The organism is Paraburkholderia elongata (genome assembly GCF_013177735.1).
GTDB classification, from domain to species: Bacteria; Pseudomonadota; Gammaproteobacteria; order Burkholderiales; family Burkholderiaceae; genus Paraburkholderia; species Paraburkholderia elongata.
In genome coordinates this window covers 41,655-58,221 of the sequence record NZ_WOEZ01000208.1, presented here as the reverse complement: position 1 = coordinate 58,221, position 16,567 = coordinate 41,655, and the positions used below count along the sequence as shown (strand labels likewise).

General features: G+C 62.4%; 17 protein-coding genes. 7 read left to right on the top strand and 10 right to left on the bottom strand.

Features of this window, described 5'->3' with window-relative positions; genetic code table 11:
* Positions 1 to 52 precede the first annotated feature (52 nt).
* Together GNZ13_RS37065 and GNZ13_RS37060 are read right to left on the bottom strand one after the other, a co-directional pair.
* The gene (locus GNZ13_RS37065; protein WP_172174126.1) at positions 53 to 1,159 is read right to left on the bottom strand and encodes an IS5 family transposase; all 1,107 of its coding nucleotides are present in this window, start codon (positions 1,157 to 1,159) and stop codon (positions 53 to 55) included.
* A gap of 88 nt (positions 1,160 to 1,247) precedes the next feature.
* Entirely contained in the window at positions 1,248 to 2,168 is a 921-nt protein-coding gene (locus GNZ13_RS37060; protein WP_172174123.1) for a LysR family transcriptional regulator, read from the bottom strand.
* Positions 2,169 to 2,291: 123 nt separating this feature from the next.
* Between GNZ13_RS37060 and GNZ13_RS37055 the strand changes: the two genes are divergently transcribed.
* Positions 2,292 to 3,203 (top strand): DMT family transporter, encoded by a 912-nt coding sequence (locus GNZ13_RS37055; protein WP_172174120.1) that lies wholly within the window; start codon positions 2,292 to 2,294, stop codon positions 3,201 to 3,203.
* 43 nt (positions 3,204 to 3,246) lie between these two features.
* On the opposite strand, the gene GNZ13_RS37050 is transcribed toward GNZ13_RS37055, so the two are convergent.
* The 4 genes from GNZ13_RS37050 to GNZ13_RS37035 all read right to left on the bottom strand — a co-directional run bounded on the left by GNZ13_RS37050 (position 3,247) and on the right by GNZ13_RS37035 (position 7,702).
* On the bottom strand, positions 3,247 to 4,494 hold the full coding sequence (locus GNZ13_RS37050; RefSeq protein WP_172174117.1) for a metal-dependent hydrolase family protein: 1,248 nt from the start codon (positions 4,492 to 4,494) through the stop codon (positions 3,247 to 3,249).
* Between the two features lie 60 nt (positions 4,495 to 4,554).
* The gene (locus GNZ13_RS37045; RefSeq protein ID WP_172174114.1) at positions 4,555 to 5,862 is read right to left on the bottom strand and encodes an MFS transporter; all 1,308 of its coding nucleotides are present in this window, start codon (positions 5,860 to 5,862) and stop codon (positions 4,555 to 4,557) included.
* A gap of 202 nt (positions 5,863 to 6,064) precedes the next feature.
* Complete coding sequence (locus GNZ13_RS37040; protein ID WP_172174111.1) at positions 6,065 to 7,021, bottom strand: LysR substrate-binding domain-containing protein; 957 nt, start codon at positions 7,019 to 7,021, stop codon at positions 6,065 to 6,067.
* 57 nt (positions 7,022 to 7,078) lie between these two features.
* Positions 7,079 to 7,702: a pyridoxamine 5'-phosphate oxidase family protein gene (locus GNZ13_RS37035; RefSeq protein ID WP_172174107.1), complete on the bottom strand. Its 624-nt coding sequence runs from the start codon at positions 7,700 to 7,702 to the stop codon at positions 7,079 to 7,081.
* Between the two features lie 223 nt (positions 7,703 to 7,925).
* On the opposite strand from GNZ13_RS37035, the gene GNZ13_RS37030 reads away from it, so the two are divergent.
* Positions 7,926 to 8,156, top strand: coding sequence for a hypothetical protein (locus GNZ13_RS37030; protein WP_172174104.1), 231 nt, complete (start codon positions 7,926 to 7,928; stop codon positions 8,154 to 8,156).
* A gap of 12 nt (positions 8,157 to 8,168) precedes the next feature.
* On the opposite strand, the gene GNZ13_RS37025 is transcribed toward GNZ13_RS37030, so the two are convergent.
* On the bottom strand, positions 8,169 to 8,438 hold the full coding sequence (locus GNZ13_RS37025; RefSeq protein ID WP_172174101.1) for a hypothetical protein: 270 nt from the start codon (positions 8,436 to 8,438) through the stop codon (positions 8,169 to 8,171).
* Between the two features lie 85 nt (positions 8,439 to 8,523).
* Complete coding sequence (locus GNZ13_RS37020; RefSeq protein WP_172174098.1) at positions 8,524 to 8,832, bottom strand: hypothetical protein; 309 nt, start codon at positions 8,830 to 8,832, stop codon at positions 8,524 to 8,526.
* Positions 8,833 to 9,019: 187 nt separating this feature from the next.
* Here GNZ13_RS37020 and GNZ13_RS37015 point away from each other — a divergent pair, with 187 nt between their 5' ends.
* A complete protein-coding gene (locus GNZ13_RS37015; RefSeq protein ID WP_172174159.1) occupies positions 9,020 to 9,580 on the top strand; it encodes a hypothetical protein in 561 nt (186 codons plus the stop codon).
* A gap of 30 nt (positions 9,581 to 9,610) precedes the next feature.
* Here the strand turns inward: GNZ13_RS37015 and GNZ13_RS37010 are convergent, their stop codons facing one another.
* Both GNZ13_RS37010 and GNZ13_RS37005 read right to left on the bottom strand, forming a co-directional pair.
* Positions 9,611 to 10,387 carry a maleate cis-trans isomerase family protein gene (locus tag GNZ13_RS37010; RefSeq protein WP_172174095.1) on the bottom strand — a complete coding sequence of 259 codons (777 nt, stop codon included), beginning with the start codon at positions 10,385 to 10,387 and terminating at the stop codon, positions 9,611 to 9,613.
* On the bottom strand, positions 10,384 to 11,628 hold the full coding sequence (locus tag GNZ13_RS37005; protein WP_172174092.1) for a D-amino acid dehydrogenase: 1,245 nt from the start codon (positions 11,626 to 11,628) through the stop codon (positions 10,384 to 10,386). The genes GNZ13_RS37010 and GNZ13_RS37005 overlap by 4 nt, the downstream gene beginning before the upstream one ends.
* A 272-nt stretch (positions 11,629 to 11,900) precedes the next feature.
* Here GNZ13_RS37005 and GNZ13_RS37000 point away from each other — a divergent pair, with 272 nt between their 5' ends.
* The 4 genes from GNZ13_RS37000 to GNZ13_RS36985 are packed head-to-tail and all read left to right on the top strand — an operon-like array spanning position 11,901 to position 16,556.
* Complete coding sequence (locus GNZ13_RS37000) at positions 11,901 to 13,100, top strand: branched-chain amino acid ABC transporter substrate-binding protein (protein WP_172174089.1); 1,200 nt, start codon at positions 11,901 to 11,903, stop codon at positions 13,098 to 13,100.
* Positions 13,101 to 13,125: 25 nt separating this feature from the next.
* The gene (locus tag GNZ13_RS36995; protein WP_172174086.1) at positions 13,126 to 14,025 is read left to right on the top strand and encodes a branched-chain amino acid ABC transporter permease; all 900 of its coding nucleotides are present in this window, start codon (positions 13,126 to 13,128) and stop codon (positions 14,023 to 14,025) included.
* Between the two features lie 3 nt (positions 14,026 to 14,028).
* Positions 14,029 to 15,837: a branched-chain amino acid ABC transporter ATP-binding protein/permease gene (locus tag GNZ13_RS36990; protein WP_172174083.1), complete on the top strand. Its 1,809-nt coding sequence runs from the start codon at positions 14,029 to 14,031 to the stop codon at positions 15,835 to 15,837.
* Positions 15,825 to 16,556 carry an ABC transporter ATP-binding protein gene (locus tag GNZ13_RS36985; RefSeq protein WP_172174080.1) on the top strand — a complete coding sequence of 244 codons (732 nt, stop codon included), beginning with the start codon at positions 15,825 to 15,827 and terminating at the stop codon, positions 16,554 to 16,556. Before GNZ13_RS36990 ends, GNZ13_RS36985 begins: the two co-directional genes overlap by 13 nt.
* The last annotated feature ends 11 nt before the right edge of the window (positions 16,557 to 16,567 follow it).

Genomic DNA, 16,567 nt, shown 5'->3' with positions numbered 1-16,567 from the left:
GCATGCGCACGAATGCAGCCCTTGTGGCGCGCAGTCTTCGAGCCGTGGCGGGTCATCGCGTCGCTCCTTGCGGCACCACACCTGGCATTCGGGCCATGCGGGTCAGATTGCTTGCAACCATCGTCAGCTTGAAGTGCTGGTCGACGCGCTTGATGCCGCGATAGACCGTCTGCCGGATCCGTCCGATGGTCTTGCCCCAGCCGAAATGCTCTTCGATTCGTTTGCGGATGATCTGGCTGATCCGGTAGCCCGCGTGCCGCGAAGTGCGAGCGTCGATTGCGCTGCCGCCCAAACGCTCATCGTTGCGCGCGACATGCGGTGTCACGTTGCGAGCGCGGCAATCGTTTACGAAGTCGCGGGTGTCATACGCCTTGTCGGCACCGACTGTCTTCGCATGACCGCCTGGCACGCAATCGAGCAATCGCAACGCGCTGGCCCGCTCGGCCAAACCATCCGCGTGACTGACCACGGCGCCGACCACCAGCCCCGAGCGGTTCTCCATCAGGATGTGCCCGTGGTAGCACAGGATGGCCGGGCTCTTGCGGCTCTTCTTGAACAGCCGCGCCTCCGGATCAGTAGTCGACTCATGTGTGGCATTGCTGCGTCGCTCGCCTTTCCAGTCAGTGTCGGCGTTGCGGCTACCGCCGGCCGGAGGACCATCGTCCGGGCCGTCCTTGCGGCGGAAGCTCTTGTGACTGGCCCACGCCTGAATCAGCGTGCCGTCCACCGAGAAATGGTCTCTCGACAGCAAGCCCCGCTTGTCCGCCAGGCTCATGACTTCGGTGAAGAACGCTTCCACGACTTCATGCTCCAGCAACCGGTCGCGGTTCTTCGAGAACACCGAGTGGTCCCACACGGCGTCCTCAATCGCCAGCCCGACGAACCAGCGGAACAGCAGGTTGTAGCGCATCTGCTCCATGAGCATGCGCTCGCTGCGCACCGAGTAGAACACCTGCAACAGCAGCGCCCGCATCAGCTTCTCAGGCGCAATCGAGGCCCGGCCAGTATCCGCATAGATGACGCTGAACAGCCCGTTGAGCCGTTTCAGCGCATCATTCACCAGCAACCGGATCGATCGCAACGGGTGATCCGCCGGAACAAAGTCCTCCAGCTTGACTGTCGTGAACAGGGGTTCCTGCATCTCATCCATTCCGCGCATCGTATCCGCTGCCAAAGATCATGAACACAATATCCATAACGCCTGTCCCTCAAACCCCGTTTACACGGGATCCAAATTCAACAGCCTGTTAAGCCGCTTCGTGAATATGCTCGACGAGATAGTCGATCAGCGCCCTCACCTTCGGCGGCAAAAAACGGTTCGGCGGATACAACAGCCACACCGACCCCACGTAAGCGCGCGCTTCGAGATTCCAGTCGGGCAGCACCTGCACGAGTTCACCGCTTAGCAATGCATCGGTGGCGGCAAATTCAGGCAGGCTCGCGATGCCGAAATCCTGCTGCGCGGCTTCGAGCCGCGCGCCGGCATGATTGGCGATGTAACGCCCTTTCACGTCCACGGTTTGCGTCTCCGTGCCACGGCGAAAGCGCCAGCGGTTATCGTCGGCAGTTTCGCCGAGGTAGATGCAATCGTGTTTGAGGAGATCGCGCGGTTGCACCGGCACTCCGCGCTCACGCAAATAAGCCGGCGATGCGCCCAGCAGCCAACGCACTGCGCCCAGCCTGCGTCCCGCAAGGCCTTGCGGTGGATGCTCGGTCAGACGGATCACCAGATCGATATCGTCGGCGAGCGGATCGACGTCGTGATCGGTGAAAAGCAGTTGCAGATCGACTTCGTCGTAGGCACGAAGAAAACCGGGAATCAGCGGGTGAATCACCGTCTTCGCGAACGCGGTCGGCGCGCTCACGCTCACCTTGCCTTGCGGCCTGCCGGCCAGTTGCCCGGCGGCATCCACCGCGCCCGATGCGGCGCTCACCATGTCGCGACAGAAACGGGCGACATGGGCACCCGATTCCGTGACCCGCACCGTGCGCGTGGACCGTTCGAGCAGGCGTGTCGCTAAGGCGTCCTCGAGCCGCTTGATCTGACGGCTGACCGTGGATGGCGTACTGCCGAGCTGACGCGCGGCTACCGAAAAATTGCCGGCATCGACGACGCGTGCGAAAACCGCCATGTCCGGCAGCAAGGCGAAAAGGTCAGTTGGGTTCATCGTCGAGCGCTCGCGGGATTGAGCCGATTAATGCATTTGCGACATAAATGCTATGCACAGCGACCCGATTATCGCCTCATAAGCAAAGTTCGACAATACGAGTTCATCTGCTCGAGGTCCGCCATGTCGAAACAAGAACGCCTGCTTCTGCTCTCCGATCTGATGCTGCTCGCGGTCGCCGTGGTCTGGGGCACCAGTTACGGCGTCGTCAAAAGCGCGTTGGTGTTCTATCCGGTGCTGGGCTTGCTGGCGATGCGCTTCGGCATCACCTTCGTGATCCTGTCGCCCACCTTGCGCCATTTGCGCGGCGCAGATGCCCGCACGCTGCGCGGCGTGCTGATCGCGAGCGCCCTGCTGCTCGGCATCTTTCTCTGCGAAACCTTCGGCATTCTGCTGACGCGCGCGGCCAATGCGGCGTTTCTGATCAGCCTGTGCGTGGTGTTGACGCCGCTCGTCGAATGGTGGCTGCTCAAGCGCAAGCCGACTGGCATCGAATGGGCGGCAGTCGCGCTTTCGCTGTTAGGCGCCTGGCTGCTGGCGGGCGGTGGCGCGCTGAGTTTCAATCCCGGCGACGCGCTCATTCTGCTCGCCGCGCTGCTGCGCGCGCTGAACGTGTGTGTGACTAAACGCGTGATGCGCGACTCCGCGTTGCCGCCTTTGTCGGTGACGGCGGTTCAGTCGGGTGTGGTGGCATTCGGCAGCGCGGCGGTGGCCGTGCTGTTTGCGCCGCAACAGTGGCAGCCGGTGCCGTCGCTCGCCGGGCACGCCATGTTCTGGGGCTACATCGGCTATCTGGTGATCGCGTGCACGCTGTTCGCGTTCTTCGCGCAAAACTTCGCGATCAAACGCAGCAGTCCGACGCGCGTGTCGCTGCTGATGGGCAGCGAGCCCGCTTTCGGCGCGCTGTTCGCGTGCATCTGGTTAGGTGAACGGATTTCAACGGCAGCCTGGATCGGCGGCGCGTTGATCGTCGTGGCATCGATTCTTGCGACGGTGCGATGGACAGCGTTGCGTGTGAGCGCGGCACGAGCTTAAAGAATTGACGCAACCCGCGCCGATCGCTGCACACACCTCCCGCTTAGCGCGACACGACCGTGCCCCGTTCGCTCACGACCTCGCCACGCTGCAAGACATACTCGAGGCGCTCGCCCTGCCCGGTCAACACACCGATATCCTTGAGCGGATTGCCGTCGACCACCAGTACGTCGGCGATAGCTCCTGCTTTGATGACGCCGAGCTTGCCGTTCCGATCGACGATATCGGCCGCGATTGTGGTGGCAGAACGCAACGCTTCCAGATTGCCGAGCACCTCTGCGCGAATGCGCAATTCGTCGCTCTGGAATGTGTGCATTTCGCCGAGGAGGTCCGAACCGAATCCCATTGGCACACCGGCGTTCGCATAGATCTGCAGCGAGTCGCGCCCCGCCTGCCGCACGGTTTCGACCTTGGCAATCGAATCGGCAGGCAAACCGTAATCGGCGCCGTGTTGGGCCAACGCGTCGTAGGTGACCAGCGTCGGCACGACGAATGCGCCGTGCTCGCGCATCAGTTTCGCGGCGGCTTCGTCGACCAGATTGCCGTGCTCGATCGTGCGCACGCCACAGCGAATCGCACGTGAAATCGCGCGGCCGGTATAGGCATGCGCCATCACGTAAGTATTGGCTGCCTCCGCTTCGGCGACGATTGCGCGAATTTCGTCCTCGGAGTATTGCGTGTTACTGATCGGATCGGTCGGCGAAGCGACGCCGCCGGACGCCATGATCTTGATCTGCGTGGCGCCCTTCTGAATCTCTTCACGCACCGCGAGGCGCACCGCATCGACACCGTCGACAACCCGTGCAATCGCCCCCGCACGAAAGGCGCATGAACACGGTTCGAGCACATCGCCGCGCGGACGAAAATCTCCGTGGCCACCGGTTTGCGATAACGCCTTGCCCGACGGGAAAATACGCGGCCCCGGAATCAATCCACTTTCCAGCGCCTGCGTCAAACCCCAATCCGCGCCGCCCGCGTCACGCACCGTCGTAAAGCCGCGGCCGAGCATCGCCTTCAGTATCGGCAGCGCGCGAATCGCGGTGAGAATATTCGGCTGCGTCGCATTCACACCGAGGTTCGCACGCGAAGCCAGTACGTGCACGTGACAATCGATCAGGCCGGGCATCACCGTCTTGCCGCGTGCGTCGATTACACGCGCATTCGGCAAATCGACAGGACGATTGGTGACTTCGACGATATGGCCGTTTTCGATCACAACGTGATGATGTTCGAGCAACGCGCCCTGGACCAGATCGAGTACGTTGCCGCCACTGATTACCGTAATGCTCATTGGTATTTTCCTGGCTTGATGAAGCAATCTATCCAGCTTCCGTTAGCCGGACGCGCTGCTTCAGGCGTGGCTACGGCGCGGATCGCGCACATAGAACGTGCCGACGAGGCTAATGGTCGCGGCGATCATCACGTAGATTGCGGGCGCCATATTGCTGCCTGTCGACGCGATCAGCCACGTGATGAAGAACGGCGCGAAGCCACCGAAAATCGTCACCGCGAAGTTGTACGCAACGGAGAGGCCCGTAGACAGCACTTTGGTCGGAAACAGCTCCGAGAATGCCGCGAGAATCGGACCGGTGTAGACGGCGATCAGCAAGCCGAACACGCCCTGAAATACGATCAGCGAAGCGAGCCCAGGCGCGCGGTTGATGTAGGCGAACATCGGCCATGCAAGCAGCAAAATCAAAGCAGCAGCGCCTGACAGAAAGCGGCGGCGGCCGAAGCGATCAGCGAGTATGCCGACCACCGGCGAGAAACACATAATCATCACGCCACCGAACATGCCGGCAAGAAAGCCCGTCGATTGCAGCAGATGAAGCGTACGCACCGAATACGTCGGCATATAGAACAGCAGCACGTAGGTGCACACCGTCCACAGAATCACCATCGAAAAGCTCGCGAACGTCTCACGCGGAAAGCGGCGGAACACTTCCGCGAGCGGTGAGTCGTTCCTGGCTTGCTCGGCAACCGCGCTGAACGCCGGCGTTTCGTCCATGCGGCTACGAATGAAATAGCCGACCGGCCCGATCAGAATGCCGATCAGGAAGGGCATTCTCCAGCCCCAAGAATGCAGCGCATCGGCGCTCAGACCTGCCGTCACGAATGTGCCGACCGCAGCGCCCAGCAGCACAGCGAAGCCAATGCTCGACTGAATCCAGCTCGAATAGAATGCGCGCTTGCCAGCCGGCGCATATTCGGTAAGAAACGCAGTGGCGGTGCCCATTTCGCCGCCGGCCGAAAAACCTTGCAGCAACCGGGCAACCACGATCAGCACCGGCGCCCACAGACCGATCTGGTCGTAGGTCGGTGCGAGGCCGATGAGTGCAGTGCCACCCGCCATCAGCAGAATGGTCAGCGAGAGCGCCGCCTTTCGTCCCACTTTATCCGCGTACACGCCGAGCACGATGCCGCCCACCGGCCGCATGAAAAAGCCGACGCCGAACGTCGCGACGGCAAGCAGCAGCGAAGTCAGTTCATTACCGGTCGGAAAGAACAGCTTGGCGATGATCACCGCGAAAAAGCTATAGACAGTGAAGTCGAACCACTCGAGCCCGTTGCCGAGCACAGTGGCGATAATGGCGCGGCGGCGCTGCCGCGCGAGTGTATCCACGGATATCGCGACGTTGGATGAAAGCGTTCCTTGCATGGTCTCTTTCCTCATCAGGCTGCGTGTACGACCGCTCGTGCGGCCGTTGCGTGGCTACGGGGCCGGCGGATCTGCCAGCAAGGCGACGCATCGGCATCGAGCGGCGCTTTCGCCTGCATCAAGCCGATCGTAGAGAGACCTGATTTGTTTTCGAAACGAAAGATTCGCATGCATGCATGCGCGTGGCGCATGCGAAATGCAGTCAGGCGCGGGGCGCGTTGCTCGTCTCTGCGATCGTTTGCCCGCCGGTCTGCACGCTTGCCTGCGCCTCAGCCTGCTCGAAAAGCCAGCGTGTAAAGAGGCGCGCCGCCTGATTCTCCGCGCGATCGTTCGGCGATACGACGTAGTAGCCGCCACCGTGGCTCGCCGACGCTCGCGTGGCGCGCACCAGCAGACCCTCGTCCAGACACGCATCGATCATGTGACGCCAGCCGAGCACGACGCCCTGGCCGAGAATCGCCATCTGCACGAGTTGCGGATAATGATTAACGACAACCGACTGCGGCGAGCCAGGCATCTGCACATTGTTGAGACGGAACCATTCGGACCACGACATCCATTGCCGCTGACCGTCTTCCTGCATCAGCAAGGTTTCGTGCGCGAGATCGGCGGGTTCCAGCACACGGCCGGCGAGATATCCGGGTGAACATACCGGGTACACGTCTTCGTCGAAAATGCGGCGGGCGGTGAAATGCGGCTCGGCGCGCTGGCGGATGTAGTACAGACCGACGTCGAATTCCGCGGGCGACAGCGACGCGAGGCCGTCGCGTACGATCATCCGGATCTTCACGTTCGGATGGGCGGCACGAAACGCGCCCAGGCGCGGCGTGAGCCACAACACCACCACCCCCGACGAACACGCAATCGTCAGTTCCAGATCGCCGTATCGCTTCATCACATCGAGCGTGGCTTCCGAGCAATTGGCGAGCAGCCACTGCACGTGCTTCGCGTAACGTTCGCCGGCGATCGTCAAACGTAGGGCGCGGTGCTCGCGCACGAAGAGCGAGCGGCCGAGGAAGTCTTCGAGCTGCGCGATCTGGCGGCTGACCGCGCTTTGCGTCAGATACAGTTCTACGGCCGCTTTAGTGAAGCTGGCATGGCGCACGGCCGATTCGAATGCAATCAGGCATTGAAGCGGGGGTAAAGGGGCGATCCGCATGATGAGGGTGGCCGAGTGAGGATGCCACCATCATAGCGGGTCGAAACGCGCGTCAAATCATGCGTGCGATGTAGCCCGTAACCGCGCGATTTCAGCCTCCAGCGCCTCGATGCGCCGATCCCGTTCTTCGAGCGCGGCGGCAACGTCCGCTGCTTCGAAACGCTGCGGAATATGCTTCGAGCAGTTCACATCCCACGCACTGACGGTCATCACGATCGCCCGCTCGCCGCGCGCTTTATATCCTTGCGGCATCAGCTTTGCCAGCAGTTCAGGATCGTCTTCGACCACGCGCGCGTCGCCCCAGAGCTTGATGCGCTGCCGGTGCGCGTAGTCGATGAGGAAGAGATAGGCCTTCGAATTGTCGGCGAGATTGCCCAGCGTGATGTATTGGCGATTGCCGGCGAAATCGGCGAACGCGATTGTGTGGTCGTCGAGTACGTGCAGAAAACCCGCAGGGCCGCCGCGATGCTGAATATAGGGCTGGCCTTCATTGTTCGCGGTGGCGAAGAACACGCTCGTCTGCTGCTCGATGAAGCTCGCGATGCCTGGCGTGATACGTGTCTCCCAGCCGCGTTCGGCTTCCATACGCGCATACGCATCACGCGAGCCGTTGCGGGTCTGGATAGCCTTCACCGTTGGCGTGAAGGCGATGTCGCTCGGGTACGGGTGTGGGTGATTCATTGAACGGCTCCTGGCTCGCGGATAACCCCGCAGGTGGCACCTTCAACGTTACCGGCTTCCATCTTTAAAGAGAACTGGGCAAAATCGCGAACCGGCATTTCAGAAACTGAGAGGATGGGTATGGCGTCTCGTCACGCATGATGCCCCGAATGCCACGATCAATGGCTCGCCGCCAGCTCCGCTTCTCGCTCCAATCAGGCGGCCGCCATCTGCCGACGAGTTAATGCTGACCGGCATTCACCAGCATCCAGATTTGCGTTCGCGGCTCGCCTGCAAGGATGCGAACAAACGCCGCACCGCATCGCGTGCAGGTGAAATGCTGCTCCACTCTCGCATCCTTCACCGCACCGGCTCCGACCAGAGTCAGCGTGTCGTGTGGGTCAACCGTCGAGGACTGTCCGTAAAGGTCGGCGCATGGCGTGCAGGGCTGAATCCAGAGTTCCATTTTGATTAACTTGAGCGATAGTCAGCCGCCACTGGCAGCCCACCCGCCTACGGGAATCATATCGACGCGACGCTTGCCTTCGACATACCCAGCCTCGCGGGCTTCTTCTTCACTGCGAAAAGTGGCGGCAAGTTCCTCGAAGCGAATGCTCTGCCCAGCAACGTGGGCATCGGCATTATGGCGACAAATGTACGCCGAGTAATGCCATAAGGTGGTTGGAGCCCGCGGGCCGAATGCAAGGATCGGAAGGACCCAGACTTCGTATCCGTTGTGCTCGATCTTGTCCCACATGGCAGTCTCCATCCGGAATTTGAAGGAATCGTATGCAGGCGGTGCGGCATGAAAGTCGAGAGCGCTCGACCATACCGGCGCTTCGTCAAACCTGCGGAAGATCGTCGATGGACTTTTCGACACTCCCGTCGGGGTCCTCTGTGTCGATTCCATCAGGACCGTTGGTGTGCGCAACGATCTTTATTTTCGGACCCAGAAATCTCACACCGCCGAGGGTAAAAAGGGACCAACCTGCGTCTCCCGCATGGATCGCTTTAACCACCTCGGACACCTCGACAATCGCGGTCGGGGACAGCCACTCATGCGTCCTCAGGTCGACGGGAGCCCAGCGCACGTGCGTGACACGATCGGTTGCAGGGTTAATCCGTACGCCGTCGATAGCAAACGTAGTCATATCTACCTCCATCTTCCTGACAAACGAATTTCAGTATTATGCGCCGCTTCTTTTCTGGTTTTCCGCCCCATTGCGTTGCGGGATCATCCGGCCGAAAACCGTCAATGCATCCGGAATGAATCGGCCGCAATTTTTTTCTGCACTCAGTGTCAAAGTTAAGTGCTTGATCTGATGTATGCAGTCCGACATGACATCCCGCCGATCGACAATAAACAGCGCCCCACGGCGTCTGGCCCCGCGTCTAGCCCATAGCACGCGCATCGCGCTGGCCTGCACGGCAGCGCTCGCGCTGGGCGCCTGCGCGCAGCCATGGCAGGGCTTCCAGGCTGGCGAACCGGAATCCGTGGTCATCGCGAGGCTTGGCCCGCCCCGCGAAGCCTACGACCTGCCGGGCGGCTCGAAGCGGCTGATGTGGCCGACACAGCCGATGGGTGAAGTCACCACGGCCGCGGACATCGACGCGACCGGTAAGGTGATCAGCGTGCGGCAGGTGCTGCAGCCAAGCGAGTTCTATCGCGCGGAACCCGGCAAATGGACAAAAAATGACGTCCTGGTCAACTTCGGCCGCCCCGAGGAAACGGCTTATTTCCCATTAATGAAGCGCGAAGTGTGGAGCTATCGCTATCTGGAAGACAACGTGTGGTATCAGCTCTTCCACTTCTATTTTGACGATGCCGGCGTGCTGCGCTCCACCCAGAAGAGCCCTGACCCGCTGCATGAACACGAGGACAACGACCACCAGTTCTGATTGCGCCCAGGTCACGCACGTTATCTCCGATCAAAGCGCGAACAACCTCCCCAGATGCGGCTCGCAATCCTCCACACCTGCGAGGCGCAACGCGTGCCAGGCCATCGCGAAGTTGCTCGATATCACTGGCTTGCCGATCCTTGCTTCGAGCTCCGGAATCACTTCGGCAATGCGCAAACTCGTGCAAGACACGAAAACAGCGTCCACGTCGGCGTTTTGTGCAAGGCGCTCGACGGCGGCTCGCAGCGACGCGGCGTCAATCCGCGCCACTTCGTTGTCGTTCGCATGCTCGAACGACGCCATACGTGTGACGCCGACACCCCGCGCCTCGATGTAGTCGCGCATAGTGTCGTTGATCGCACGCACATAGGGCGTCAACAGTGCGGCTCGCTGCGCGCCGAGCGCGCGCAACGCGGCGAGCGCAGCGGTGATCGGCGTGGTGCAGGCGACCCCGGGACGCGCTTCGTGAATGCGCGCGAACACGTTTTCCTCGCCGATCACCATCGATGCCGACGTGCAGCCAAACGCCACAACATCGATCCGCTCGCCAGGGCGAATCAGCGCCACTGCCGCTGCAATGCGCGCGTCCATTTCCATCAGCCGTTCGGGCGTGATATCCGCCGAGTTGTACACGCGGCTTTCGTAGAACGCCACGCCATCCTGCGTCAGCAGCTTGCGCCATTCGTATTCGATCGTATGATCGGTGGCGAGCACCACGAGGCCAATGGCGGCACGCCGGCAGATGCCGTCGTCCAGCACGAAATCGAGTCTTGCGTAGGCGTCGTCCTGCAGTGCATCTGTGCTCATTTCAGTGTCATCCCTGTCATGTCGATCTCGGGTTGGCGACCGGCCATGATGTCGGCCAGCAGTTTCGCGGTGCCGCACGACATCGTCCACCCCATGTGTCCGTGGCCGGTGTTCAGATACAGGTTCCTGTGGCGCGTGCGGCCGATCAACGGCGTACCTTCGGGCGTCATCGGGCGCAGGCCGGCCCAGTAGGTCGGGCTGTCATAGTCGGCGCCGCCGGGGAACAGTTCACGTGCGGCCTGCAGCATGGTCGTGAAATCGGCGGGTGTGTGGCGGGTGTCGTAGCCGGCGAATTCCGCGGTTGCAGTAAAGCGCAGCCGCTGGCCAAAACGCGCCCACGCCACGAGGTTGTTCTCATCGACGCCGCCAAGATCCGGTGGACGGTGATCCGGCCCGACCGGAAAAGTGGCCGAGTAGCCCTTTACCGGATACACCGGCAGCCGATAACCCAAGCGACGCGCAACAATTGGCGACCAGGAACCGAGCGCCAGGACGAACTCGTCACCTCGCACGAGTCCTGCCGGCGTATGCACGCCGACTATCTGGTCGCCTGACGCCTCGATTGCGCTGATCGGCGTGTCGAATTCGAAACGCACGCCAAGGCGTTCGCACGCCGTCTTCAAGGCGCGGGTGAACAGGTGCGCATCGCCGCTTTCGTCGGTGGGGCAATAGATCGCTCCGGCAATCCGGTCACGCGCAGCCCCAAGCGCGGGTTCCCGTTCGACGACCTGCGCCGCATTGAGCGTTTTGAGCGGCAGGCCGTTGTCTTTGAGGATCGACATGTTTTGCGTGCCGCGCGCAAAGGACGCTTCGTCGCGATAGAGATACAGCAGGCCGCGGCTAATGCGGTCGTATTGCAGGTGCTCGGCGGCAGTCAGCTGTTGCAGTTGCGTCTGCGCGTAGCGGCAGAGCGTGACCTTGCGCGTCGTGTTCACGCGGGAGCGCTCCGCCGTGCAGTTTCGCAGGAACCGGAGGCACCAGATCCACATGTGCGGGTCCGCGTTGAGCTTGAGCCGCAGCGCCTGCCCTTCGACGAAGAGCGACTTCAGCAGGATTTTCGGCGCACGCGGAGACGCCCAGGTATATGAATGTCCCGGCGCGACCAACCCGGCGTTGGCAAAGCTGGTCTCGAGCGCGACGCCCGGCTGGCGGTCGATCACCGTGACCTCGCGGCCCTCTTTCGCGAGGTACCAGGCGGCCGTGACGCCTGCGATTCCGCCCCCCAGCACGACGCTTTTCATGCGTTTCTCCCGTACCTATCGTTCAAATATAGCGCTGCCAGCACGTTGGATGGTGGTTTATACGCGGATACCCTAGCCCGTCCAATCTGCGGCGAGACCTATCATGAAAGGAGCACTTTCCTAACGGCGCCGCGCTGAGCCTGCCAGACAGGCCATTGCTCCAGCAGATCATGCATTGCACTCGAACGCACGTTTTCGTCCGCTTTCTGATGTCACCGGTCTATCCGCGTGGCGGATCGCTTCGATCCCTTTCACAATAAGGAGTCACTAACATGATTGCTCAGAAGAATGGTACGCCCGACGCAGCTCGCGTCTTGCGGCGAACGACAATCGCGGCCGTGGCCGCTCTGGCCGTGCTCGCCGGCACGGTCCCCGGTTCGGCGCGAAGCCAGGGCGCCACGCTCAAGATCGGCGTGCCCGTGCCGCTGTCGGGCAGCAGCGCCAATGCCGGCCAGGACATCGTCAACGGCGCCAAGCTGGCCGCCGCCAAAATCAACGCGGCCGGCGGCGTGCTCGGCAAGCAGATCGAACTAGTACCGGAAGACGACGCCTGCGACGCGCAGACAGCGGTGCAAGCGGCGCAGAAACTGGTCGATGCGGGTGTCGTCGCGGTAGCAGGCGGTTACTGCTCAAGCGCCGCGCTGCCGGAATTGACGACCTTTCACCGCGTCGGTATTCCCTACGTGCTGGACGCGTCGACCAATCCGAAACTGACCGAGATGGGCTACGAGAACGTGTTCCGCACGATCGGCCGTGACGACGAGCAGGGCCCGTTTGCAGCCAACTTCATCAAGAACTTCCTGCATGCAAAACGTGCGGCGGTCATCAACGACAACACGACCTATTCCAAGGGCCTCGCCGACAACACGGTGGAAGCGCTGAAGAAAAACGGCGTCGATGTCGTCTACGACGATGCGATCACGCCCGGCCAGATGGACTACTCGCCGACGCTGACCCACGTCGCCGCACTGAAGCCGGACGTCATCTATTACACCGGCTATTTTGCCGAAGCCGGCCTGATGGTGAAGGAGGCGCGGCAACTCGGCCTGAAGATGACGCTGATGGGCGGCGACGCCACCAACGACCCCACGCTGATGAAAACAGCCGGCCCCGCGGCCGACGACATGGTCATCACCACGGCGCCGCTGGCGCAGTTCCTGAGCGCCGCGCACGGCTATATCGACGACTATACGAAGGCCTACGGGCAAGCTCCCGGCCCCTATTCGGTCTACGAATACGATGCCGTCGGAGTCACCGCAAAAGCGATCGCGAACGCAAAATCGACGGCGCCCGCAGCGATCAGTGCTGCCTTGCACAAAATCTCGGGCTACCAGGGCGCGACTGGGACGATCGGCTTCAACCCGAAAGGTGACCGCAGCAACGCGGTGTATATCGTCATCACCGTGCGCGGCGGCAATTTCACGCCCTACCAGCGGCTCGACGCAAGCGGACACTGGGTGGCGATGAAGTAGGCCCTCTCGCGCGCCGCGCCCGCCCATGAGCACCTTTTTCCAGTTCGTCGTCGAAGGGCTGACGACCGGCTCCTTCTATGCCCTCGTCGCCCTCGGCTACACGATGGTCTACGGGATCATCCGGCTGATCAACTTCGCGCACGGCGACTTGTTCATGGTCGGTGCGTTCGTCGGCTGGACCGGTTTGACGGTGCTTGCGGCGGCGCACCTGCCACTCGCCCTGGCTCTGCTGATTGCTCTCGTCGCCTCGATGGCAGTCACCGGCGCACTTGGGCTCGCAATCGAGCGGCTTGCCTACCAGCCGCTGTTGCGCGCGCCGCGGCTGTCGATTCTGATCACCGCGCTCGGCGTTTCCCTCGCGCTGGAGAACGGCGTGCTGCTGCTCTACGGCGCCGGCTTCAACACCTATCCGCACGTACTCAGCCAGGCAGGATTCGATCTCCTCGGCGTGCGGGTCAGCTTCACCCAGATAGGCATCATTGTGGCGAGCCTCGCGCTGATGCTGGCGCTGTATTTCTTCGTCCATCACACGTTCCTCGGCACGGCAATGCGCGCGCTGGCGATCGATCAGGACGCGGCACGTCTGATGGGCGTCAATGTCGAGCGACTGATCCAGCTGACCTTCCTGCTAGGTTCGGTGCTGGCCGCCGTCGCAGGGGTCATGGAGGGGCTCTACTACACGCAGATCAATTTCTTCATGGGTTTCGTGCTGGGTCTGCGTGCTTTCACCGCCGCGGTTCTCGGCGGCATCGGCAATATCCCGGGTGCGATGGCCGGCGGCATCCTGATCGGCCTGCTTGAAGCCTTCGGCGCCGGCTATGTCTCGTCGCAGTGGACCGATGTGCTGGTGTTCGGTGTGCTCATCGGTGTGCTCGTGATCAAGCCGACTGGCTTGTTCGGCGAACGCGTCGTCGAGAGGATGTAGGCCATGGGCGCGACGCAAGCTTCCGCGCGTTGGCGCCGCCCTGCGGCCGGCGCCGGTCTACTTGTCGCTGCCGTGGCACTGCCGGCTGTCGCCAGCAGCTATGTCGTCGATGTCGGCCTGACGATCGCCACCTATTCGATCCTCGGCCTCGGGCTGAATATCGTGGTCGGTTATGCCGGGCTGCTGGATCTGGGCTATGCAGCCTTCTTTGCCATCGGCGCCTATACGACAGCGCTGCTGGAAACACTGCTGCACTTCTCGTTCTGGGAAACGCTGCCGTTCAGCCTCGCGTTTGCCGGCGCTTCGGGCATTGTTATCGGCTACCCCACTCTGCGCCTGCGCAGCGACTACCTGGCGATCGTCACGCTCGGATTCGGCGAGATCACGCGCATCATTGCCACCAACCTTCGGATTACGGGCGGCCCGAACGGCATCTACGGTATCGACAGCCCCCGCCTGTTCGGTTACGAGATCAGTTCGCCCCATGCGGTTTACGAACTGGGCATCGCGTTCCTGGTGGTGGTGCTCGTGTTCGCGATCCGGCTCGGCCAGTCGAGGCTCGGCCGCGCCTGGACCAGCATCCGCGAGGACGAGGCGGCTGCCGAGGCCGTCGGCGTGCCGACGCTACGCGTCAAACTGCTTGCCTATGTGATGGGCGCGTTGATCGGCGGTTTTGGCGGCAGCCTGTTCGCTGCTCGCTTCGGGACGATCGACCCGACCGGTTTCACCTATCTGCAGTCCGTAACGATCCTGATCATCGTCGTGCTTGGCGGTCGAGGGAGCATTCCTGGTGTGATACTCGGCGCCGTCATCGTCGCCGGCCTGCCCGAGATGCTGCGCTTCCTCAACCTGTGGCGCATCTTCGGTTTCGCGATCGGGCTGGTGATTCTGATGCTGCTGCGGCCGCAAGGGCTATGGCCGGCGCCACTGCGCCGCGTGGCGCCGCCACGCGAGGGCGCCGGCGCTGCAAAGCCCGTGCCCCGGGAGACCGTCACCGATGAAATCCTGCTCGACGTGCTCAACATGCAGCGCCGCTTTGGCGGGGTGCTGGCGGTCGGCGGCGTTAGCTTCACGGTGAAGAGCGGTGAGATTCTCAGCCTGATCGGCCCGAACGGCGCCGGCAAGACGACGGTGTTCAACTGTCTCACCGGCGTGACCCGTCCGACCGGCGGTCAGGTTCTCTGGCGCGGCGCCTCGCTGGTTGGCGGAGCGCCGCATCGCATCGTTCACCGCGGCATGGCGCGCACTTTTCAGGGCATCCGCCTGTTTGCCAACATGACCGCCTTCGAGAACGTGCTGATCGGCATGGACCATCGGCTCCGAACGCAGCTAATGGCCGAGCTGCTTGCGCTGCCGTCCGCGCGTTCCGAGGCGGCCGATCACGCGACAGAGGGCCTCGGCTGGCTCAGCTTCGTCGGCCTCGGCGCGCGGGCGGGAGAACGCGCGGCCGACCTGCCCTATGGCGACCAGCGCCGGCTGGAGATCGCTCGCGCGCTCGCCAGCAACCCGCATCTGCTGCTGCTGGACGAGCCGGCAGCGGGGATGAATCCGACCGAGAAGCACGCGCTGATGGAATTGATCCGGCGTATCCGGGATCTTGGCGTGACGGTGCTGCTGATCGAACACGACATGATGCTGGTGATGGGCGTGTCGGACCGGATCATCGTCATGGACCATGGCGTCATCATCGCCGAGGGTCCGCCAACCGAGATTCAGGCCGACCCGCGTGTGATCGACGCCTATCTTGGTACGGCGGGAATAGACGAAGCGGCCGACGACGCCGCCGGGGAGAAATCGCTGTGGGACTCCTAGAAATCCGCGATCTGCATGTGAGCTATGGGAACGTAGAGGTTCTGCATGGCATCTCGCTGGACGTCGCGGAAGGTGAGATCGTCGCCTTGCTCGGCAGCAACGGGGCGGGCAAGACCACTACGCTACGCGCCATTTCCGGCCTGATTCGCCCACGTGCGGGACAGATCGTGATGGCCGGGCGCCAGCTCACCGGACTGCGGGCCCACCAGATCGTGGCGCTGGGTCTCGGGCATGTGCCGGAAGGCCGTCGCATGTTCGGGGCGCTGACAGTCGAGGAAAATCTGCGGCTCGGCGGTTATCTGATTCGGGCCGACGGCGCGTTGCTTGAACAGCGAATGACTGAGGTCTATCAGACTTTCCCGCGGCTCGGGGAGCGACGCAGCCAGTTGGCGGGCACGCTCAGCGGTGGCGAACAACAGATGCTGGCAATCGCACGCGCTTTGATGCTGCGGCCTCGCGTTGTCGTGCTGGACGAACCGTCCATGGGACTGGCGCCGAAGCTGGTCCGGGTGATCTTCGGCATGATTGCCGACATCTGCAAGGAAGGCACCTCGATCCTTCTCGTCGAGCAGAACGCACGGCAGGCACTGCGTATTGCTCATCGGGCCTATGTGCTGGAAAGCGGCCAAATCGCGCTCGCCGGCCCTGCCCACGAACTGGCGCAGGATAGCCGGGTTCGCGCAGCGTATCTGGGTGGGAGTGCGGTCGCGACGGAGTGATAAAGCAAAAC